Origin of the sequence: Parahoeflea halophila (genome assembly GCF_900220985.1) — a bacterium.
GTDB classification, from domain to species: Bacteria; Pseudomonadota; Alphaproteobacteria; order Rhizobiales; family Rhizobiaceae; genus Hoeflea; species Hoeflea halophila.
Genome location: NZ_OCPC01000001.1, coordinates 242,281 through 262,970 on the forward strand (window position 1 = coordinate 242,281; position 20,690 = coordinate 262,970).

Here is a 20,690-nt window from a genome sequence, read left to right on the forward strand (position 1 = left end):
TCTGGAAGTCCATTGCCCACCAACTCTGAGAGAATACTTTCCTTGCGCGACGGTGCAGCGCGTGCCGTGCGTGCCGGTGACCTGTTGGAAAAGACCGCCCTTGCGCAGGATGTGGCAAACCGCTGGCACTCCCGGCGGCTGTCCCTGCGCTCGCCGCTGGATACGCTGCCCCCGCTGCGGCCCGGGCGACCGGCAAAGCCGGACCTTGTCGCTCCGACGCAAGTGGTCCGCCGCTCGCTCAATTCGCGCCGGGGCCGCATCGCCCTGTTGCACGCCATCGCCCATATCGAGCTCAATGCGGTCGACCTCGCGCTCGACATCGTCGCCCGCTTTGCGGCGAGCCCGATGCCGCAGAGTTTCTTTGACGGCTGGATGCAGGTGGCCTTCGAGGAGGCCAAGCACTTCAAGCTGGTGCGGCAGCGGCTGCAGGCGCTCGACGCCGACTATGGCGACATGCCGGCCCATGACGGGTTATGGCAGGCAGCACACGACACCCGTAATGACCTGACGGCGCGTCTGGCCGTTGTCCCCCTGATTCTCGAGGCCCGTGGCCTGGACGTCACCCCCTCCCTGCTCGCCAAGATGCGCGAGGTCGGTGATCACGACACTGCAGACGTGCTCGAGATCATCTACGAAGACGAGAAGAAGCATGTGGCAATCGGCGCCAAGTGGTTCCGTTTTATCTGCGCGCGCGAAGGCAAGGACCCGGCCAAAACCTTCCAGCTGCTTGTGCGCGCCAATTTTCGCGGCGGCCTCAAACCTCCGTTCAACGATCTCGCCCGTGCTGCCGCCGGATTGACGCCTACATTCTATCGCGCCCTGTCCAGCCAGAACATGTCCTGAAGTCACGCAATGGGCATCGGGCGCCGCCAGTTCAAAGCTTTGTTAACCTTAACAGGGTGTAATCGCCCCTGAACAAGCAACGGCAAACCGTTTTGGACAGGATTACCGCGTGTCGCAGAGACAGGACAGCCGCGTTTTTGGCAAGAAACCCAAACACTCTCACACCATTATTTTCGCCAGCGGCGAAAGCATTCGGCATATAACCGTTCGTCCCTGGGTGGCCGGGCTGGTGATGTCTGTCCTGGGCGTGATGGCCATCGGCTATCTCGGTGCCACCTCCTACCTGGTTCTGCGCGATGATCTGATCGGCGCATCGATGGCGCGTCAGGCGCGTATGCAGCATGCCTATGAGGACCGGATTGCAGCCCTCAGGTCACAGGTTGACCGGGTCACCAGCCGCCAGTTGCTCGATCAGCAGCTGATGGAAGAAAAGGTTGCCGAACTGATTGCCCGCCAGAATGCGCTGAGCAACCGCCACGGCAAGATCGGCCCGTTGCTCGATCGCGTTGGAGTCTCGCCAGACCACGTCCCGATTCCCGTCAGCAATCCCAAGAAACAGGCGGCCTTGCCGGCTGAGCCTGCGCTGGCCGTGACTGCGAAGACAGCGCGCCTTGCCGCACTCGCCTCCAGCCCAACCCTGGTCACCGAACCAACGGCCGCGCGCATCAATCCACTTGCTTATGGTGCAGACTCAAACTCGACGCAGCGGGAATCCGTGGGAGAACGCGCCGACCGCATATTTTCCAGCGTTACTCTCTCGCTCAAATCCATCGAACGCGAGCAGATAGAGAAGATGCAGGGCCTGGCAATCAACGCCTTCGAGACGGCCTCGGAGATCGACGAGATAATCAAGTCTGCAGGCCTGCCTAGGCCGGCAATCGCCGACAGTGCGGTCGGCGGGCCTTTTGTACGCCCCAATGATCCGAATGCCTTCGAAGCCACGCTCGACGATCTCGACCAGGCGCTCGGCAGGCTCGACACCGTTCGCCGCCACGCCCGTAAATTGCCGATCGGCATTCCCGCGCCGGGTCGCGAAATCACCTCGCGCTATGGCAATCGCCGCGACCCGTTTCTCGGCCGGCTTGCGTTCCACGGCGGCATCGATTTCCGCACGCCGACCGGAACACCGATCTTCGCCACCGGTTCGGGTATCGTCGTTCATGCCGGACGCAATGGCGGCTACGGAAAGATGGTCGAGATCGACCATGGCAACGGCATCACCACCCGCTACGCCCATCTGTCTACTGTCGAGGTGCGTGAAGGCGACCACCTGTCGGCGGGCACGCGCATCGGCAAATCCGGATCCACCGGCCGCTCCACGGGGCCACACCTGCATTACGAAGTGCGCCGCGACGGCAACGCTGTCGATCCGATGCGCTTTCTCAAGGCCGCCAAGAAACTCAAGCCGCTTCTGGTTTCCAACTGAGAGTGATAATCCGCTCATCAGCTTGATGACACAAAAAGGGCCGCATTCGCGGCCCTTTGCAGTCACTGAAGGTCGTTGCTTACAGGTCGCTTACAGCACGCCTTTTGGTACCAGCACCTTGTCGATGACGTGAATGACACCGTTCGAGGTATCGATGTCCGCGCTCACAACATTGGCATCATTGACCATCGGACCTTGTCGAGGTCGATCGTCACCATCGACCCCTGAACGGTCGCCGGCGTCGAATCGTCAACGAGGTCGGACGACATCACCTTGCCGGCGACAACGTGATAGGTCAGCACCGCCACCAGCTTGTCCTTGTTTTCCGGCTTCAGGAGCTCATCCACGGTCATGCCCAGAGCGGCAAACGCCTCATCGGTCGGCGCGAACACGGTGAATGGCCCCTCACCCTTGAGCGTTTCGACCAGTCCCGCTGCCTGCACTGCGGCGACCAGCGTGTCAAAGCCGTCGGCTTCCACGGCGGTGTCGACGATATCCTTCGCGCCCGAATGTGACGCGGCATTGGCTGCGCCGCCGACGAGACCGAAAGCGATGACGGCTGCTGCGACAGTCTTGGTCAGTTTCATGTAATTGCTCATTGTGAGGTGTTGAGCCCCCGACGTCGCCTTTCACGAAACCCGGAGTGTTTTGGACCACCCCTATCCTGCATAAGGCGGGGTGAAGATGCCGATCGACTTTTTCCGTGCCGGACGACTTGAATATTCGACCGGCAGCACGTGTGCCAAAATGGGTCAACACAGCGCAGTTGCGGCCTTTTCCTTGACTTAATGCACTGCAACGACTATTCGAAACCGCAAGGGACCGTGCGTAAAGCTCGCTCCCGCGCATTGCCGCACACTCCGAAACGGAAAACGCTCCCAATTGACCACTTTCGCTGATCTTGGCTTAAGCCAAAAAGTACTGTCCGCCGTAACTGATGCCGGCTACACGACGCCAACCCCGATTCAGGCTGGTGCGATCCCTCCAGCTCTCGAACGGCGTGACATTCTCGGCATCGCCCAGACCGGGACCGGCAAGACCGCATCCTTCGTTTTGCCGATGCTGACGATGCTGGAACGCGGCCGCGCCCGGGCGCGCATGCCACGAACCCTTATCCTTGAGCCGACGCGCGAACTCGCAGCGCAGGTTCACGAGAACTTCGAAAAATACGGCAAGAACCACCGCCTCAACATCGTGCTGCTGATCGGCGGCGTCTCCTTTGAGGAACAGGACCGCAAGCTTGAACGCGGTGCCGACGTCCTCATTGCAACGCCGGGCCGCCTGCTCGACCACACCGAACGCGGCAAGCTGTTGATGACCGGTGTCGAGCTGCTGGTGATCGACGAGGCCGACCGGATGCTCGACATGGGCTTCATTCCTGACATCGAGCGCATCGTCAAATTCATTCCGTTCACCCGCCAGACCCTGTTTTTCTCGGCCACCATGCCGCCCGAGATCCAGAAGCTTGCCGACAAGTTCCTGCAGAACCCGGCCCGCGTCGAAGTGGCGCCGCCCTCATCCACCGCCGCAACGGTGGAACAGCGCCTCGTCGCCTGCGGCAGCAAGGACTACGAAAAGCGCGAACGCCTGCGTGATTTGATCCGCGCCCAGAGCGAACTGAAGAACGCGATCATTTTCTGCAACCGCAAGAAAGATGTCGCCGATCTCTACAAATCGCTGCAAAAGCATGGCTTCTCGGTCGGCGCCCTGCATGGCGACATGGACCAGCGCTCGCGCACCAACATGCTGCAGGGTTTCAAGGACAACGAGATCTCGTTGCTCGTAGCCTCCGATGTCGCAGCTCGCGGCCTTGATATTCCGGCCGTCAGCCACGTCTTCAATTTCGACGTTCCGATTCACGCCGAAGACTACGTGCACCGGATCGGCCGCACCGGCCGTGCCGGACGCGAAGGCGCCGCCTTCACCCTGGTCTCGCGCCGCGATGCCAAATATGTCGACGCGATCACCAAGCTGATCGATCGTGAGATCGAATGGCTCGACGGTCAGGACGCCATCCAGTCCGCCGATCCGGCCGATGACAAGCCCGCACGCGGCCGTCGCGGTGAAAGCAAGTCGTCGGCACGCCGCTCCGGTCGCGGCGAGAAGCGGGCACAGGACGAAAAGCCCGCCAAAGCCGCCGAAGCGGAAACAGTGTCCGAACCGAAAAAAGAGGAAAAGGTCATCCAAGCAGCAGTCAAGCAAGAGCCTCGCCAGGAAAAGCCGGCAGGTTCAGCCGCGCAGCAGCGCACACCGCAGCCGGCCAACGCCAACGAGGACCGCAACCGCAATCGCAACCGCCGTGGCGGCCGCGACAATGATGATCGCGAACCAACGCCCGTTGGCTTTGGCGATGACATTCCAGCCTTCATGATGATCGGCGGCAAGTACTGATCCACCCGGACAGGAATCCGCGACATTCACGCCGCTGGCCAACCCGGCCGGCGGCGTTTTATCTTGTCCGCACGGCAGATGACCGGCTCTCTTCAACTGTCGTCGAGCGGCTTGAGAATGTCGGCAATCATGTTCCGCAGCCAGCGGTGGCCCGGTGACGCCGTCGAGCGCCGGTGCCAGATCATGATGATTTCCACCAGATCGACCGCCATTGGCGGCACATAGAGCTCCAACCCGAATTTGCCGGCCACATGTCTGGCCAGCTGATGCGGCAACAGCGCGATCAGGTCGGATTCACTTACTGCACCGTAGACACCGGAAAACACCGGCATCGTCATCACCACCCGGCGCTTCCGGCCAACCTGTGCAAGCGCCACGTCACCGGCCGCAGAAAGCTTGCCTTCGGGCGAAAACAGCACGTGCCCAAGATCGCAATACAGATCGATCGGCACCACATCGCCTGGCTTCAATCCGGCATGGGCGAAACGCGGGTTTCCCTTCCTCGCGATCAGCGAATATTTCGACCGGAACATGGTTTGCTTTACAGCCCAGCCTGGCAGCGGCAGGGCCGGAGCAAGTGCCAGATCCACTTCGTTTTGCTCAACCGAGTCCACATTGATATCTGCCACAAGGTCGACCAGCTGCACCCGCACACCTGGCGCCTGCTTGGACACGCGATCCGCCAGCCGCGGCATCAGCATTTCGGCGAAATAATCGCTCCCGGAAATCTTGAAATTCACTTTGGCCGTTTCCGGATCGAAGGATTTTGGCTTGGCCAGAACTTCCTCGATATCGCTGAAGATTTCACGCAACGGCAACTCGAGGGATTTGGCATAATCGGTGGGTTCGAGACCCTGTCCGGAGCGAAAGAACAATTCGTCCCCGAGACCGCTGCGCAAACGCCCCAGGGCGGCGGATACCGCGGGTTGCGACAAGCCGATCCGCGCTCCGGCCTTCACCGTTGATCCTTCACGCAGCAAAGCATCAAGCACCCGCAGCAAATTCAGATCAAAAGCTGGCAAATCCATCTGACAAATATCCAGTATATAAAAATACGATTGTACGAATAGATACACCTCATCTAACGTTCATTCAATCGAATGCGCCTTCGTACCCTTCGCTGCACGCAAGGAGGAAACGATGACCATGAACATACTTGGTGCTGATGCCGTTGAGTGGCTCGGCGTCCACTACAGGACCATCCTCAAGACCGCCGATAGCGGCGGCGCAATTTCAGTGGTGGATTCGGTCTCTCCGTCGAAAACCGGACCGCCGCGCCATGTCCACCACGGCGCCGATGAGACCTTCGTCATCCTGTCGGGAGATATCCTGTTCTGGCTGGAGGGCAAGGAGCTCTCCCGAGGGCCCGGCGAAACCATGTTTATTCCCCGCGGCAAGGAACACACCTTCCAGGTCGTCAGCGACTCCCCCTCGCGTCATCTCGTCATCCTGACGCCCGGAGGCTTCGAAGGCTTCTTCGCAGAAATGGCCGCCGGACAGTTCCGGATTCCTCAGGACATGCCCGTAATCGCCGAAGCCGCAGCCCGGTATCAGATGGACTTCACCGGACCACCCTTGTGATTGTAACACCCTTTAAGGAGTAGACCCATGAAACACATCGCAACCCGCTTTTTCGTTACCGGGGCCATCTTCGCCCTGATTGGCATGATCTGGGGCATCCAGATGTCCGCCACCAGCGATCACACCCTGGCACCGGCCCATGGTCACCTCAACCTGATCGGCTTCGTGGCGATGGCGGTCTTTGGCACCTTCTACGCGCTCAGTCCCACGGCTGCCGGATCCAGACTGGCCGGGATCCACTACCTGCTCACAACCGCTGCGGTTCTGGTGCTGGTGCCCGGCATAGCCCTTGCGATCTCCGGATCGGGCGAAACCCTTGCCAAGATCGGCTCGGTGCTTGCGCTGGTCTCGATGGCGCTGTTCGCCTTCGTGGTGTTTCGCCACGGCGTGGGTGCTCAGCCCGGAGCGCAGCCGCAATAACGCGCATGATGCGCCTGGCCCGCACCGGGCGCATCCGCGATGGCCTGGGGCAAGCTCGGTCACGGCGTGGTTTGTCACTTCCTGGCGCGCAACGCCGCATCCCACGCCAGCGCCACCCATCTGGCCAGCTCATCCGGATCATCAAGCGCTGCATCGGGTATCGACCAGTAGGGCATCGCCACCGGCTTGGCCTTGCCGTCATAAGTCCACTGGCTGGCGCCGGCTTCGGCAAACGCCGGCGCCGTCTGCGCATCTGCCTTGAGCAGAATGTCCCCGCTGACCTCCAGCGCCAGGATCCTGCCCTCATGATAGATGCCCTTGCCGCCAAACATGCGCTTGATCGTCACATCGCCGAGGCTGACAAACATGTCTCGGATTGCGTCATTGTCCATTGCATTCCCCCTTGCCCTGCAGCCTTACTAAGCGGCCTGAACGTCTACCGGTTCTGTGCTCACCCATCTTGCCGTCAAGCGGTCCCGCACCATATCGGCATAATGTCGAAACCGGTCAAAAAATCCGACCTGCCGCAAAAGTCATGCGCCTGTTGCAACCGTCCCTTCAGCTGGCGGCGCAAATGGGCTCGCGTCTGGGATGAGGTCAGATACTGCTCGGATCGCTGCCGGTCCGCAGCCCGCATCCGGGCAACCGGACCGCGCGTGACAGGCTAGAGCATTTCCGGCGGAGACAGAGTCACCGTAAATGCTCTTTCTTGTTGTTTTGCTGCAATTCCGGACCCGAAACCGGTTCCCACTTTCGCTGGAATTGCTCTAACAGCGGGCCATCAGTCCGGTGCAGGCGTCTCTGTCACGCCGCCCGCTTCGCGCACCGCAGCTGGCGTATCAACGTCGAGCCGTGCGGCAGGTCCGATTTCGACATCAATCACGGGCCAGGTGCCGCTTTCGATCAGTGCCCGGGCACCGACATCACCCGTAAGCGTCATGGCGTCGGCAAAGGCGGATCTCGGCAGGATCACCGGATTTCCGCGCCGGTCCCCGTCACAGGCGCGGATGATTGCAGTTCCCCCATGCGCAGCGAAGGTCTCGATCAAGCGGTCGAGATGGGCAGGTTTCAGCGCCGGCATGTCGCCCAGGAGCACCAGTGCGCCCGATACGTCGGCACCAAGCGCGCCCAGCCCGTGGCGCAGCGATGACGCCATGCCGGTGGCAAATTCACCATTGTGCACCATCTCCACCGCAAGCCCGGCAAGGCTCTTGGCAATGTCGGCGCTGCGGTGCCCGGTTACCACCACCGTCCGGCCCGCGTGCGAAGCCAGGGCCGTGCCCGCCATCTTGCGGATCAGCGTCTCGCCATCGAACGCTGCCAGCAGCTTGTGTCCCGCCGCCACCCCCATCCGGCTCGCGCGTCCGGCAGCAAGCAGAACAACGGCAACATCAGTTCCCGGTCTGCGGCCTCGTTTCACGACCGGCTGCCGGGGCTGCGGCCGCGTCGGGATCTCCTTGAGCAGCCCGCCCACGCCCATTCCCGAAATGTCCACCGAGGATGGCGGCTCACCGGCAAGTATTCGGGCCAGCACCCAGTCGAAGCCGTTTTCCTTGGGACTGCGGGCACAGCCCGGCGCACCGATGATTGGCACCTCTCCCAGCCAGCCCAGCACCAGCAGATTGCCGGGATCGACAGGCATCCCGACCCGCTCAACATGGCCGCCTGCCTGCCGTATGGCTGCCGGGATCACATCCTCGGAATCGGTGACCGCGGACGCACCGAAGACGATGATCATCTGGTGGAGCTTTGCCATCCGCCCGATCTCGCCCGCGACCGCCGCTGCGTCATGCGCAGCGCGGATTTCTTCCACGAGCTCGGAGCCGCTCAGCGCCAGCCGGGACGCCAGCAATTGGCGGGTCTTTTCCATCACCTTGGATTTGAGTGTCGGCAGACGCGTCGCGATCAGCCCCACCCTCGCCGGGCGGAATGCCCGCACCTGTGCAAGGCCGTTGACCGCGATTGCACTGATGGCACGTGCCAGCGAGGCGCCGGAGACCGCCAGCGGAATGATCTTGATCGTCGCCACCATCTCGCCTGCCTGCACTGCGCTGTAATCGTCAAGGCAGGCAAATGTGATTGCCGGGTCGATCGCATTGAACGCATTGACCAGGGATCTGTCGGCACGGAACAACCCGGCCTCCTCGGCGTGCAGGTTGACCCGCCCGGTGGACGCATTGGCAGCACGGATACTGGAGCCGGCAAATGCCCCGGCCAGCGCTTCTGCGGCCGCATCCTCGCCGACGTCACCCTCGTCGAGCCGGGCCACGATCACTTCATCGGCGCCCTGAGCACCAAGACGCGTGAGGTCCTCTGCACTGAGTACATGGCCCTTTTTCAGCCGCACCGCGCCAAGCGAAAGCGAATGCGCCAGCACCGCCCCCTCGGCCTCAGACAACGGCACAGGACCAAAGTACATTTGTCACTCTTTCGGCGGCTGACTGGAGGTTGGTTGAGCCGACTTGCGCAGCGCCGCAATCACCTGCGCCAGGATCGCAACGGCGATTTCCTGCGGGCTCTGTGCGCCGATATCAGCGCCGATCGGTGCGTCGATCCGGCCGATGTCGGCCTCGCTGAGACCAGCCTGCGTGAGCCGTTCCACCCGTCTTGCATGGGTTTTCCGCGAACCCAGCGCGCCGACATAGAACGCCTCCGCCTTCAACGCCGTTATCAAAGGCCAGTCATCGATCTTCGGATCATGCGTCACCGCCACCAGCGCCGTGAAGGCATCAATCGGCCGATCTTTCAACGCATCCTCCGGCCAGTCGGCAATCAGCTCGACGTTTTCAAACCGTTCCGGCGTGGCAAAGGCGGTGCGCGGATCAACCACCCGCACGTCAAAACCCGCCATCGTCGCCATCGGTGCCAGCGCCTGCGAGATGTGGACCGCGCCGATGATAACCATCCGCGGCGCCGGTAGATGGACATTGATGAAGAAGCGCTGCCCTTCGGCTTCCATCGCGCCTGATTTGCCGGACCGGAACGCCTTCGTCACGGCCTCGCCAAGCTCTCCCGAAACCGGATCGCCCTTCTTCACCAGCCGGTTGCGGCCTTCAGAAAGATCGGTCAGCATGATCACCGCCTGCCGCTCGCGCCGGGCTTCGTTGAGCTTTCTGAGCAGGTGCGGGTCCATCAGCCGACCCGCTCGAGATAGACCTGGATCTTGCCGCCACAGGACAGCCCGACCCGCCAGGCAGTTTCATCGGCCACGCCGAATTCCAGCATTTTCGGCTCGCCGCTGGCAATCACGTCGGCGGCCTCGGAAATCACCGCGCCCTCGACGCAGCCGCCTGAGACCGACCCGCTGAAATTGCCCTCTTCATCGATCACCAGATGGCTGCCGACCGGCCGCGGCGCGGAGCCCCAGGTTTCGACGACGGTGGCCACCGCAACCTCGCGGCCGGAGAGCATCCAGCGCTCGGCAACCGTCAGCGGATCGAGCTGATCGTCGCCATCCCCAACAATGCTTCCCGGTGTCATGCCAGCCTCCATCCTTGTTAGACGAATATGGCCCCTGCCGGCAGTTTATGACAAGGGGCGTCAGAGATAGCGACGCGGATCGGCTGCCGACGCATTCCTCTCGCCCAGTGCGGCGACGAGATCGGCCATCGCGTCGATGTTGTGGACCGGCCGGAATTCGTCAACATGGTCGAGCATCGTACGCACTCCGCGGGCGCGCGCCTCGAAGCCGTCAAATCGCAGCAGCGGGTTCATCCAGATCAGCCGCCGGCACGACCGGTGCAGACGGTCCATCTCGGTGTCGAGTTCCTCGATCGACTCGCGCTCCAGCCCGTCGGTGATCAGGATCACCACGGCGCCCTGCCCCAGCACCCGGCGCGACCATTGCCGGTTGAACAGCCGCAGCGCCTCGCCGATCCGGGTTCCGCCCGACCAATCCTTGACCGTACCGGTGCACTGGTCCACCGCCTCGTCGGGATCCTTGTTGCGCATCTGCCGTGTAATGTTGGTCAGCCGTGTGCCGAACAGGAACGTGTGAACCCCGCGCCGGCGCTCGCTCAGCGCATGCATGAAATGCAGGAAGATCCGGGTGTACTGGCTCATCGATCCGGAAATATCGGCGATGATCACCAGCGGCGGATGCACTTTGCGGCGCTTGCGGAATCGTGGCAGGATCAGATCGCCGCCGGTGCGCATCGCAGCCCGCATGGTCGCACGCGGGTCAATCCGTATCGGCACCGCAGACGGTTTGAAGCGCCTGGTCTCGACCAGGTCGAAGGGCAACGACAGCTCGCCGATGGCACGCTTGGCCTCGGCCAGTTCGACCGCTGTCATCTGAGCGAAATCCTGCTGCCTCAATACCTCGTGGCCGGAAGTCGTCTCCCGCGCATCGATGTCGATCATCGGCTTGTCTTCTGGCGGCCGCTGCTTCTCGTGGCCTTCGAACAGCGCCTGGCTGACACGGGTCTCTCCGGCCTGCAGTTTCTCGCGCTGCCTGTTCTCCATTGCCACCGGCGAGAACATGGCGATCATCTTTTCGACCAGGTCACGGCTGCGCCAGAACAGCTTGAACGCCTGGTCAAAGACCTCGTGATCCTCGCGCCGCTTGACGAACACCGAATGCAGCACCCAGTAAAATTCCTCGCGGCTGCCGATGCCGGCGATCTGGACCGCGTCGACCGCATCACGCACTGCCGCGGGCCCAACCTTGAGCCCGGCCTTGCGCAGGACCCTGGCAAAATAGACCACGTTGTCCGGGATACGGCCGTCGCCTCCGCTAAAACCAGAGGTGTGTGCGGCGTCTGCCATCACAGCGATTGTGTCAGCTCGGCCTTCACCTCGGTCAGCAGCTCCCGGCCGGCGCTGCTTTCGATGCGGGCAATGTCATCCTGATACTTGAGCAATGTGCCGATCGTGTCCGATACGGTCTCCGGGTCGAGCGCCAGCTTGTCGAGCTCGGTCAGTGCGGTTGCCCAGTCAATGGTCTCGGCCACGCCGGGGCTCTTGAACAGATCCATCTTTCTGAGCTTCTGGACATAGGCCACCACCTGCCGCGACAGTTCCTGCTGGCAGCCCGGAACCTTCAGCCGCACGATCTCCAGTTCCACATCGGCTGCGGGATAATCGACCCAGTGATACAGGCAGCGCCGTTTCAGCGCGTCGTGGATCTCGCGGGTGCGGTTGGTGGTGATGATCACAATCGGCGGCTCGTCTGCCTTGATCGTGCCGAGTTCGGGGATCGTAACCTGGTAATCGGAGAGAATCTCGAGCAGGAACGCCTCAAACGCCTCATCGGTCCGGTCGAGCTCGTCGATCAGGAACACCGGTGCCCGGCCGCCTGAACTTTGAAGCGCCTGCAGCACCGGGCGGCGGATGAGATGCTTCTCGGAAAAGATCGACTGCTCGATGGCGCCGCGGTCATCCTCGCCGGTGGCCTCCGCAAGCCGGATCTCCAGCATCTGCGCCGGGTAATTCCATTCATAGACCGCCGAGGAAACATCGAGCCCCTCATAGCACTGCAGCCGGATCAGCGGCCGGTCCAGCGCCTTCGATAACACCTTGGCAATCTCGGTCTTGCCGACCCCGGCCTCGCCCTCGAGGAACAGGGGCCGCTTCATGCGCAGGCTCAAGAACAGCACGGTTGCCAAGGCGCGGTTGGCGACATAATCCTCGCCCGAAAGCAGCGCCAGCGTCTCGTCAATCGAGTTTGGCAGATCTGGGATGACTGACATCGTGGCTCCGGGGTCGGGGTTTTGGAAGGGTCTCCCTCAAACCGAGGCTAGACGGAATGGTACCCGCGGTCCAGATACAGAAGCGCAGGACCGGCAGGTCCGGTTCTTAGACCGGTCACTTCACCGATCAGCACGGTATGGGTGGCAACGTTCTTGGCATCGACCAAGCGACAGTCAAAGACAGCCGCAGCCCCCACCAGTGTCGGCACGCCGGTGGTGATCGTGTCCCACTCACCCAGTGCAAACCGGTCTTCGACGCTCAGGTGATCGCGGCCGGAAAATGCGTTTGCCAGGTGCTCATGATCGGCGAGCAGCGTGTTGAGTGCGAAGACACCCGATTCGATAAAGATCCTGTTGAGCGGGTTCGAATGGTTGAGACACACCAGCAGTGTGCCGGGGTTGTCCGACACCGAGCAAGCCGCCGTCACCGTCACGCCCCGCCGCTCACCTTCGTGCAGGGTCGTGGCGATTTGCACATGCCCGGCATAACGCGCCATCGCATCGCGATAATCTCTGGTATCGATTGTCTGCCGTTTCAACACGCCTGCGCCTCGGTTCTGGGACCGCGTCCCGGTCGTCTTCCTGTCGTCCATACATAAAGTCTCAACGCAGTTTTGAAACCCGCCGGGCACGACTTTTTATCCCGCACCAGCGCCAGTTCGGACCCAAGCAACGGATTTTGCTTTGATTACACGGGTTCGCCGGGCTAAATACCGGCCATGTTGATCCGGCTTCCCTGTTTGCGCCTGTCCCTGCTCGTGGCTTTGTTGTCTGCCGCTGTTCCAGCGCTGGCGGAACCCTTCCATGTCGGCCTCGTCATTCCCCAATCAGGCCAGTTCAAACCGCTCGGCGATCACGTTCGAGAGGCTTTTTCGGTCTGGGACAATGCCAATCCCGGGGTGTTTGATGACATTGTCGAGGGCGAGGACGGTTGCTCCGAACAGGCCGGCGCCGACGCCGCCGCCGCGATGATCGAGGCCGGCGCCAATGTGGTGGTGGGGTTCCTGTGCACAGAAAGTCTGGCCGCTGCCTTGCCGCTGCTGTCTGACGAAAACATCCCGGTCATCACCCTCACCGTCCGCGCCGACATCATCGGCGAAGAAGCAGCGCGCCTGGGCTGGAAGTTCTTCCGGCTCGCCCCGCGCGCGGGTTCCGAAGCCGATATTGCCTCCGAAGCCATCCTCCGGCTGTGGGCGGACAAGCCGTTCGCGCTCATCGAGGATGGCGCGATCTCCGGACGCGAACTGGTCGAGGCCATCCGCATCAAGCTCGAGGAGCGCGGGCTGAAACCCACTTTCGTCGACAATTACCGGCCCGGCCAAGCGACCCAGCCGAGCCTGATCCGCAGGCTCAAATCCGCCGGCGTCGCCCGCGTCTTTGTCGGCGGCGAACGCTCCGACCTCGCTGTCATTGCCATGGAAGCCGAACGCCAGGGCGTCGCACTCAAATTCATGGGCGGCGATCTGTTGCACGCCCCACAAGGCGAGCTCCCGCTACCCGACGGCACCCTGGCCGTGCTGGCAGCTGGCGCCACGCCGGGACCGGAGGCCGAAGCAGCCAGCAGGATCCTGAAAGACAACGGCCTGATTGCCGAAGGGCTGCGAATACCCGCCTATGCCGCAGCCGAAATTCTCGGCACCATCGCCACGCGCATGGAATACAGCGAGACCAGTCTCGATGAAGCTTTGCGAAGTACCACGTTTTCAACCGCCCTCGGACCGGTGACTTTCGATGAGAACGGCGAACGACGGGAACCTGGTTTCGTGCTTGCCATCCTGCGGGATGGCGAATTCAAACGGCTGAGCATCGAGGGCGCAGCCCGAATCGGCGGAGACGGCCAATGATCGGGACTGCCATGAAGGCTGGCCCGCGCAACCTGATCACCGACGTCGCGGGCCTCACCGTCGGCAATGCCAGCGACGCGGAGCTGAATTCCGGCGTTACCGCCATTGTCTGCGATCCGCCCGCCACGGCAGCCGTTCAGGTTCTCGGCGGCGCACCCGGCACCCGCGAGACCGATCTGCTCGAGCCCCACAACACGGTCGAGACCGTCAACGGCCTGGTGCTGTCCGGCGGCTCCGCCTTCGGGCTGGATGCGGCCAGCGGCGCCCAGGCCTGTCTACGCGACCGCGGCATGGGTTTTGAGGTCGGCCCGCACCGCATCCCGATCATTCCGTCGGCCATCCTGTTTGACCTGATCAATGGCGGAGACAAGGATTGGGAACGCTATCCACCCTATCGCGAGCTGGGCTACCAGGCAGCAAGAGCCGCCGCAGAGGATTTCGCCATTGGAACCTCCGGCGCCGGAACTGGTGCGCTGACCGCTACCTTTAAGGGCGGCCTAGGCTCGGCCTCTGCGCTGGTCGCGGAAGGCCTGACCGTCGGCGCCCTTGTCGCCGCCAATCCGATGGGTACCGCCACCATCGGCAACACGCGCCATTTCTGGGCTGCTCCCTTCGAGATCGGCGATGAATTCGGAGGTCTCGGGATGCCGTCGCCGATGCCCGCGGACGCGACCGACCTGAAAATCAAGTTCCGAGACATGTCCCGCGGCGGCTCCAACACCACCATTGCCGTTATCGCCACCGATGCCAGACTGAGCAAGGCCGAGGCAAAACGCCTTGCGATTGCGGCCCATGCCGGCTTTGCCCGGGCGATCTGGCCCAGCCACACGCCGTTTGACGGAGACTTGGTTTTCGCACTCGCCACCGGGGCCTCGGGCCGGAAGCCGACCAGCGACGAATTCATCGACCTGTGCGCTGCTGCCGCCTCGACCATGAGCCGCGCCATTGCCCGCGGCATCTACGAGGCCACGCCGGACGATCGCGATTTGATGCCTGCCTGGAGCACGGCCGGGCTTTGAGCCGTCTCGCGGTTGCCCGCACGCCGCAGCAATGATACGCGGTGCTGCCAACCAATCTGGGATCCCAATGACGCCTCTGCCCTGCAAATCTGCCGTTTCACTTGCCGGGTTTCCTCAGGCGCGTACCGATGATTCCCGCGGCCGATGAAAACCCCGGTCAGACGGCACAGGGGCCCGAAACCGAAGCCCGCCAACGACAATTCCAACCTCAGAGACCGCCTGCGGGCCGCACGGCCTGCCTGGCGTGACGTTGTCTACGGCGCAATCGCCTGGGGTGTAGCCATGGCGATTTCGGCCCAGGCCTGGCTCTGGCTTTCCGTCGCAGCCCTGACCAGCCACTACTGGAGCCTGACAGCGCTCGTATTTGCGGGGGCTGCCTGCGCGTGGCCGCCCTGCCTTGCCGCCTTCCGCTTCATTGCCTTTCGCCGCGCCCGCGAAGCAGCTTTCGCCGCGGCCTTCCTGTGCCTGACGATCTTTACCATTGCGATCACAGCCATGATGTTCGCCATCATCTACCGCAATTTCTACGCCCAGTGGCATGGAGACGCCTTCACCAGGATCTGGCTGGTGCAGCTGATCTTCACCAGCGCGTCGGCGCTCTACCAGTTCGCAGTCATGGGAATCCGGCTCTATCTGCCCTTGGGCGTGGTCTTCCTCTTCGCTGCGTCCTGGCTGCTTGCCACACGGCACTCACCGACAAAGGGGCGGAAAAGCAGCCGGACTGACTAGACTCTTCCGATCCAAAGTTTGAATCCGGACGGAAATGGTCTAGACCCGCCGCAACGCCAACCTGCTACGGATTTCGCCATGATACCTCGTTACTCCCGCCCGGAAATGGTCTCTGTCTGGTCGCCGGAATCAAAATTCCGCATCTGGTTCGAGATCGAGGCACACGCATGCGATGCGCTGGCCGACCTCGGCGTTATCCCGAAGGAGGCAGCCCGGACAATCTGGGACAAGGGCGGCAAGGCCACGTTCGACATCGACCGTATCGACGAAATCGAGCGCGAAACCAAGCACGACGTCATCGCCTTCCTGACTCACCTGGCCGAGATCGTCGGTCCCGACGCCCGTTTCGTGCACCAGGGCATGACCTCGTCGGACGTGCTCGACACCTGCTTCAATGTCCAGCTGGTCAGGGCCACCGATCTGTTGCTCGCCGACATGGATGCGCTTCTCGCCGCCATCAAGCGCCGCGCCTACGAGCACAAAGACACCGTCTGCATCGGCCGCTCGCACGGCATCCATGCCGAGCCGGTGACCTTCGGCCTGAAGATGGCTGAAGCCTATGCCGAGTTCGACCGCTGCCGCACCCGCCTGCTCAATGCCCGTGCAGAAATCGCCACCTGCGCCATCTCAGGCGCGGTCGGCACCTTTGCCAACATCGATCCGCGCGTTGAAGAACATGTCGCCAAGGCCATGGGGCTGACCGCCGAGCCGGTCTCCACCCAGGTCATCCCGCGCGACCGCCACGCGATGTATTTCGCCACCCTCGGTGTCATCGCCTCTTCGATCGAGCGCGTCGCCACCGAGATCCGCCACCTGCAGCGCACCGAGGTTCTGGAAGCCGAGGAGTATTTTTCCAAGGGTCAGAAGGGCTCGTCGGCCATGCCGCACAAGCGCAACCCGGTGCTGACGGAGAACCTTACCGGTCTGTCGCGTCTGGTCCGCATGGCAGTCACCCCGGCCATGGAGAACGTTGCCCTGTGGCACGAGCGCGATATCTCGCACTCCTCGGTCGAGCGCATGATCGGCCCGGACACCACCGTCACGCTGGACTTCGCGCTGGCGCGGCTGACGGGCGTCATCGACAAGCTGATGGTCTATCCCGAGCGCATGATCGGCAACATGGACCGTCTCGGCGGGCTGGTGCATTCGCAACGCATCCTGCTGGCGCTGACCCAGGCCGGTTCCTCGCGCGAGGACGCCTACCGGCTGGTTCAGCGCAACGCCATGAAGGTGTGGAACAGCTACCAGACCTCGGGCGATTCGGAAGTCGACTTCCTCACCGAGCTTCTCGCCGACGAGGATGTCCGCAAATATCTCGCCGAGACCGAAATCAGGGATCGTTTCGATCTCGGCTATCACACCAAGCATGTCGACACGATCTTTGCCCGCGTCTTCGGCGAGAGCTGAGAGCATCAACTGAGACAAAAATGACACGCGGTCATGTGAAGTGATTGCGTGTCACTGTCTCGCCCTGCTGCTGCCCCCGTCTTGCCGTGGTTGCCGCTCAATCTGCTGGTCATCCGTAATCATTGGAGACCCCCATGCAGGATTATCCGCCCCTTGCCGGCAATGGCAGTCAGGACCGCCGCGACAACGGCCTCGAACCACATCATCCCCACGACACCGGCTTCACCCTTTGGATCGCCGCCGCAAGCGTCGTCATTTCGCTCGGCGTCCTGCTGATTTTCACCCAAGGTCATTTGAAAAACGGAGGCGCCCCTTTTGTCATCACGCCCCCGGCGCAGATCAGTTCCTACCCGGCGACGGATCGCTGACGCGGCCCGCGGCAGGCACGTGAGCCTCACGCCGGCGCAGTCGGCAAGATTCAGCACGCCGAGACCAAAATAGAGCTACAAGCGTGCCCTCGGACCGTTTCTCCCGGTTGACATTTATCAGCGCTTTGCCCAACTCGGCATCATGAAAGTAGCAGAATCCGATATTCTCATCGTTCCCGGATACAAGAATTCCGGCCCCGAGCACTGGCAGACCCGTTGGCAGGCCCGGCTGTCGACCGCACGTCGTGTCGAACAGGACGCCTGGACCAAACCGGTGCGTGAAGACTGGACGGCGCGCTTCGCTGAAGCTGTCAACGAAGCTGAGAAACCGGTTGTCGTCATCGCCCATTCACTTGGCGTGGCCACCGCGCTGCAGGCCCTGCCGCGGCTTGAAAACAGGATTGCCGGAGCGTTCTTTGTCGCGCCACCGGAAGTCAACAATCCGAACATCCGCCCCAAGCACCTCATGACCTTCGGCCCCTACCCTGAGCAGCCGCTGGAATTTCCCTCCATCGTTGTGGCGAGCCGCAATGATCCCTTCGGTTCTTTCGACCACGCAGGCGACATGGCCAACGCCTGGGGATCGATGCTGATCGACGCCGGCGAAGCAGGTCATATCGATCCTGACTCAGGCCATGGCCCGTGGCCCGAAGGCATCATGGTCTTCGCCAACTTCCTCTCTCGCCTCAAACCTTGATCGCTTCCCGGGCCAGCTTTTGAGGTTCTGTTCGCGATGATGACACAAAAACGCCCGAACCGCGGTCCGGGCGTTTGTTACTGATCGTTTGTTGGCGCCGGGTGAGCGCCACACCGGGCAACCCGGTCAGTTGCTGCCGGATTTGGGCTGCCCCAGCTTCTGCTTCGAGGCTTCCTCTTTTGCCGCACTTGCAACGCGTTTCCCGGATGATTTCGCCTTGCTGACAGCCGCCTCGGCCGCGGTCTTGTCTCCCGGGGCCTTGCTGTCAGCCTTGGCCTTTTCTTCGCGAGCGACGGTCTTGGCCTCCGTAGCTGCTTTCTTGACCACCTTCTCGGCCTTTTCGGCTTCCTCTCGGAACACCCGCTCTGCTTCTGCAAAGAGCCTGTCCGAATGCGCGCCAGCCGCGTCGTCCTCGGTCCTGGTGCGCGGTGCAAGTGCGCCAATGGCGGCGCCGACAGCAAGTGCCAGAGCTCCTGCGACAAGCGGCTGACTGTTGAAGAAATCAACTGCCTCTGATTTGCCGCGCCGCGCTGCGTCTTCGACCCGTTCCTGCGCCTGCTGGGCCCGCTCGCGGGCGGCGACAACCTTTTGCCGCGCAGACTCGGAAAGATTTTCAGTACCTTCGTATAGACGCCGGCGCAAATCCTCAGCCGAAGCGCGGGTCCGGCGGGCATAGGCCGAGGCGCTATCGGCGTAATTGGACGCTGTGGATTGCGCCCGGTCCCACCGGTCAGAAGCTGCCCGCTTGGCGTCGGACGCAGCGCCGGAAACCGTATCGGCCGCATCGCTGAGCCTTGAAGACGCGGAGTTGCTCGCCCCTCCGGCGGAGCCGTAGTCGCCGACGGTACTGTGCCTGCCGTAAGCCGCCGTCCGGTCTTCGCCAAACGGAGAGGTGTCCAGTGGCCGCGACGTGGTGCGGCTGCTCAAGGAGGCCTCGTCATGCCTGCGGTTTTCGCCATAGATCATCCAGGCGAGCCCAATACCCGTCAAGGCCAGGGCGATCGGATTGCTTTTCACCGATCTGCTGATCGAGCTACCAAATTCGCCGCCGTGGCGGGACACCTGGTCGGAAGCCTGCCGGAAGATGCCCTCGAGCGAGAACTGGCTCTGAAGCGCGTCAAGAGACCTTGAAAGTTGCGCGCGCTCGCGCTCGATGTCGCGTTCGATTTCCTGAACGTTTCTGGAATTATTTGTCATGGTAGCTCTCCTTCACGGCATCGACATCGCGCCGCAGGTTGCGGCCTGCCCGCGTGGGGGCAATGCTGGCAGGTTTGAGATCGTTCAGGCCCTTGTAAGTCAGCGCGAAAGCGATCAGCGCAAAACCGACCCCGACGAGCAAGGCAGCCCAGCCGCTTGCCATGCCGGCGTCTGTCAGCGCGGCAACCAAAGCGGCTGCAAGGACGTTAAGCGAGGTGAGAGCAATAACCACACCTCCGACGATCAAGCCGACCGCAGTCGCCGCTGCTTTGAGATTTTCGGAAATCTCGGCGCGGGCAAGATCGACTTCACCGCGAATGAGATTGGTGGCATGCGTCAGGACGTCGGAGAAAAGCCCTTTGGCGCCCGACATTGTGCTGTGTTCGGTCATTATTTTGTCTCCGATCTGCGTGTTGAGGTCGGGGCGCTGCCAGAAACTGGCTGCGCGCTCGACGCCGTAGCGGTCGGCGAAGCCGGTGTAGTCGCCGCCGGATAGCTTGGCGTCGTGGATGGCTGGCGGTCGTGGTCTCGGGACTCAGACGCCTTGGCGAACCGGCTGGCAACAAAGCCGAGAAGAGCTGCTCCGCCGAGGAAGACCGCAGGGTTACTGCGTGCAAAGCCCTGAACGTCTGTCACGACTTCGGACATGTCTTTGTTGCGGACCGTGTCTGCGGCACCCGAGATCCCGTCGGCGATCTGATTGAGCAGCTTTGCCTGCAGGGTGCCCGTGTCAAATTCGCCCGACGCGCCATGGAGCGCGCTGGCAACGTTCGACATCTCGTCTGCCACCCGCGACTTTGCCTCATCGCTCTGGTGTCTGGCTTCGCTTTTCAGCTTTTCGCCGGTTTCTGAAATTTTCTGTTTAATGTTGTCGGTGGCGTTTGCCATCGTCTCTGATTTGGAGCTTGTCATTGGCGTCTCTCCTTCTTAAGCCAGCAGGCCCAGCACAAAGAGCACAACAACCACGAGCCCGATGGTGTAAAATATGCTGTTCATTGCCGTCTCCTTTATTACGGGAGTTCAACAACGCTCAATTCATAAAGTTCCGCGGAAATGAGGATTTTTGTTCAGGGCCGTT

The 20,690-nt window shown here is 62.2% G+C and carries 23 protein-coding genes and 1 pseudogene; 12 read left to right on the plus strand and 12 right to left on the minus strand.

The window, feature by feature from the left end; all coding sequences use genetic code 11:
• The first annotated feature begins 33 nt into the window (after positions 1–33).
• Together CRO46_RS01170 and CRO46_RS01175 are read left to right on the plus strand one after the other, a co-directional pair.
• Entirely contained in the window at positions 34–843 is an 810-nt protein-coding gene (locus CRO46_RS01170; RefSeq protein ID WP_244577798.1) for a ferritin-like domain-containing protein, read from the plus strand.
• A 109-nt stretch (positions 844–952) separates the two neighbouring features.
• Positions 953–2,269 carry a M23 family metallopeptidase gene (locus tag CRO46_RS01175; protein ID WP_097104227.1) on the plus strand — a complete coding sequence of 439 codons (1,317 nt, stop codon included), beginning with the start codon at positions 953–955 and terminating at the stop codon, positions 2,267–2,269.
• A gap of 90 nt (positions 2,270–2,359) precedes the next feature.
• Here CRO46_RS01175 and CRO46_RS01180 read toward each other — a convergent pair.
• Positions 2,360–2,856: pseudogene (locus tag CRO46_RS01180) on the minus strand (fasciclin domain-containing protein).
• A 295-nt stretch (positions 2,857–3,151) separates the two neighbouring features.
• On the opposite strand from CRO46_RS01180, the gene CRO46_RS01185 reads away from it, so the two are divergent.
• Positions 3,152–4,660, plus strand: coding sequence for a DEAD/DEAH box helicase (locus CRO46_RS01185; RefSeq protein WP_097104229.1), 1,509 nt, complete (start codon positions 3,152–3,154; stop codon positions 4,658–4,660).
• A 92-nt stretch (positions 4,661–4,752) separates the two neighbouring features.
• Here CRO46_RS01185 and CRO46_RS01190 read toward each other — a convergent pair whose 3' ends face one another.
• A complete protein-coding gene (locus CRO46_RS01190) occupies positions 4,753–5,688 on the minus strand; it encodes a LysR family transcriptional regulator (RefSeq protein WP_097104231.1) in 936 nt (311 codons plus the stop codon).
• Between the two features lie 112 nt (positions 5,689–5,800).
• Here CRO46_RS01190 and CRO46_RS01195 point away from each other — a divergent pair, with 112 nt between their 5' ends.
• Together CRO46_RS01195 and CRO46_RS01200 are read left to right on the plus strand one after the other, a co-directional pair.
• Positions 5,801–6,241 (plus strand): cupin domain-containing protein, encoded by a 441-nt coding sequence (locus tag CRO46_RS01195; protein ID WP_097104233.1) that lies wholly within the window; start codon positions 5,801–5,803, stop codon positions 6,239–6,241.
• Positions 6,242–6,268: 27 nt separating this feature from the next.
• On the plus strand, positions 6,269–6,661 hold the full coding sequence (locus tag CRO46_RS01200) for a hypothetical protein (RefSeq protein WP_097104235.1): 393 nt from the start codon (positions 6,269–6,271) through the stop codon (positions 6,659–6,661).
• Between the two features lie 74 nt (positions 6,662–6,735).
• Here CRO46_RS01200 and CRO46_RS01205 read toward each other — a convergent pair whose 3' ends face one another.
• Positions 6,736–7,053, minus strand: a complete 318-nt coding sequence (locus CRO46_RS01205) for a TfoX/Sxy family protein (RefSeq protein WP_097104237.1) — start codon at positions 7,051–7,053, stop codon at positions 6,736–6,738.
• A gap of 102 nt (positions 7,054–7,155) precedes the next feature.
• Between CRO46_RS01205 and CRO46_RS01210 the strand changes: the two genes are divergently transcribed.
• The gene (locus tag CRO46_RS01210) at positions 7,156–7,329 is read left to right on the plus strand and encodes a DUF2256 domain-containing protein (protein ID WP_097104239.1); all 174 of its coding nucleotides are present in this window, start codon (positions 7,156–7,158) and stop codon (positions 7,327–7,329) included.
• Between the two features lie 113 nt (positions 7,330–7,442).
• Here CRO46_RS01210 and CRO46_RS01215 read toward each other — a convergent pair whose 3' ends face one another.
• The 6 genes from CRO46_RS01215 to CRO46_RS01240 are packed head-to-tail and all read right to left on the minus strand — an operon-like array spanning position 7,443 to position 12,893.
• Positions 7,443–9,080 (minus strand): NTP transferase domain-containing protein, encoded by a 1,638-nt coding sequence (locus CRO46_RS01215; protein ID WP_097104240.1) that lies wholly within the window; start codon positions 9,078–9,080, stop codon positions 7,443–7,445.
• Positions 9,081–9,083: 3 nt separating this feature from the next.
• On the minus strand, positions 9,084–9,794 hold the full coding sequence (locus CRO46_RS01220; RefSeq protein ID WP_097104242.1) for an XdhC family protein: 711 nt from the start codon (positions 9,792–9,794) through the stop codon (positions 9,084–9,086).
• Entirely contained in the window at positions 9,794–10,141 is a 348-nt protein-coding gene (locus tag CRO46_RS01225) for an XdhC family protein (protein ID WP_097104244.1), read from the minus strand. Before CRO46_RS01225 ends, CRO46_RS01220 begins: the two co-directional genes overlap by 1 nt.
• Before the next feature lie 60 nt (positions 10,142–10,201).
• Entirely contained in the window at positions 10,202–11,428 is a 1,227-nt protein-coding gene (locus tag CRO46_RS01230; RefSeq protein WP_097104247.1) for a vWA domain-containing protein, read from the minus strand.
• Positions 11,428–12,351, minus strand: a complete 924-nt coding sequence (locus tag CRO46_RS01235; protein WP_097104251.1) for an AAA family ATPase — start codon at positions 12,349–12,351, stop codon at positions 11,428–11,430. Before CRO46_RS01235 ends, CRO46_RS01230 begins: the two co-directional genes overlap by 1 nt.
• A gap of 47 nt (positions 12,352–12,398) precedes the next feature.
• On the minus strand, positions 12,399–12,893 hold the full coding sequence (locus CRO46_RS01240) for a flavin reductase (protein WP_342170712.1): 495 nt from the start codon (positions 12,891–12,893) through the stop codon (positions 12,399–12,401).
• Between the two features lie 177 nt (positions 12,894–13,070).
• On the opposite strand from CRO46_RS01240, the gene CRO46_RS01245 reads away from it, so the two are divergent.
• The 6 genes from CRO46_RS01245 (at position 13,071) to CRO46_RS01270 (ending at position 18,415) form a co-directional block, all read left to right on the plus strand.
• Entirely contained in the window at positions 13,071–14,195 is a 1,125-nt protein-coding gene (locus tag CRO46_RS01245) for an ABC transporter substrate-binding protein (RefSeq protein WP_097104253.1), read from the plus strand.
• 11 nt (positions 14,196–14,206) lie between these two features.
• Positions 14,207–15,214, plus strand: a complete 1,008-nt coding sequence (locus tag CRO46_RS01250; protein ID WP_097106384.1) for a P1 family peptidase — start codon at positions 14,207–14,209, stop codon at positions 15,212–15,214.
• A gap of 144 nt (positions 15,215–15,358) precedes the next feature.
• Complete coding sequence (locus CRO46_RS01255) at positions 15,359–15,943, plus strand: hypothetical protein (protein WP_244577739.1); 585 nt, start codon at positions 15,359–15,361, stop codon at positions 15,941–15,943.
• 78 nt (positions 15,944–16,021) lie between these two features.
• Positions 16,022–17,350 carry an adenylosuccinate lyase gene (gene purB / locus CRO46_RS01260; RefSeq protein WP_097104255.1) on the plus strand — a complete coding sequence of 443 codons (1,329 nt, stop codon included), beginning with the start codon at positions 16,022–16,024 and terminating at the stop codon, positions 17,348–17,350.
• A gap of 134 nt (positions 17,351–17,484) precedes the next feature.
• On the plus strand, positions 17,485–17,718 hold the full coding sequence (locus CRO46_RS01265; protein ID WP_097104257.1) for a hypothetical protein: 234 nt from the start codon (positions 17,485–17,487) through the stop codon (positions 17,716–17,718).
• 142 nt (positions 17,719–17,860) lie between these two features.
• Complete coding sequence (locus CRO46_RS01270) at positions 17,861–18,415, plus strand: RBBP9/YdeN family alpha/beta hydrolase (protein ID WP_097104259.1); 555 nt, start codon at positions 17,861–17,863, stop codon at positions 18,413–18,415.
• Between the two features lie 126 nt (positions 18,416–18,541).
• Here the strand turns inward: CRO46_RS01270 and CRO46_RS01275 are convergent, their stop codons facing one another.
• The 3 genes from CRO46_RS01275 to CRO46_RS01285 are packed head-to-tail and all read right to left on the minus strand — an operon-like array spanning position 18,542 to position 20,524.
• Complete coding sequence (locus CRO46_RS01275) at positions 18,542–19,612, minus strand: DUF3618 domain-containing protein (protein WP_097104261.1); 1,071 nt, start codon at positions 19,610–19,612, stop codon at positions 18,542–18,544.
• The gene (locus CRO46_RS01280) at positions 19,602–20,003 is read right to left on the minus strand and encodes a phage holin family protein (RefSeq protein ID WP_179758908.1); all 402 of its coding nucleotides are present in this window, start codon (positions 20,001–20,003) and stop codon (positions 19,602–19,604) included. Before CRO46_RS01280 ends, CRO46_RS01275 begins: the two co-directional genes overlap by 11 nt.
• Positions 20,003–20,524: a hypothetical protein gene (locus CRO46_RS01285; protein WP_097104265.1), complete on the minus strand. Its 522-nt coding sequence runs from the start codon at positions 20,522–20,524 to the stop codon at positions 20,003–20,005. The genes CRO46_RS01280 and CRO46_RS01285 overlap by 1 nt, the downstream gene beginning before the upstream one ends.
• Positions 20,525–20,690 lie beyond the last annotated feature (166 nt).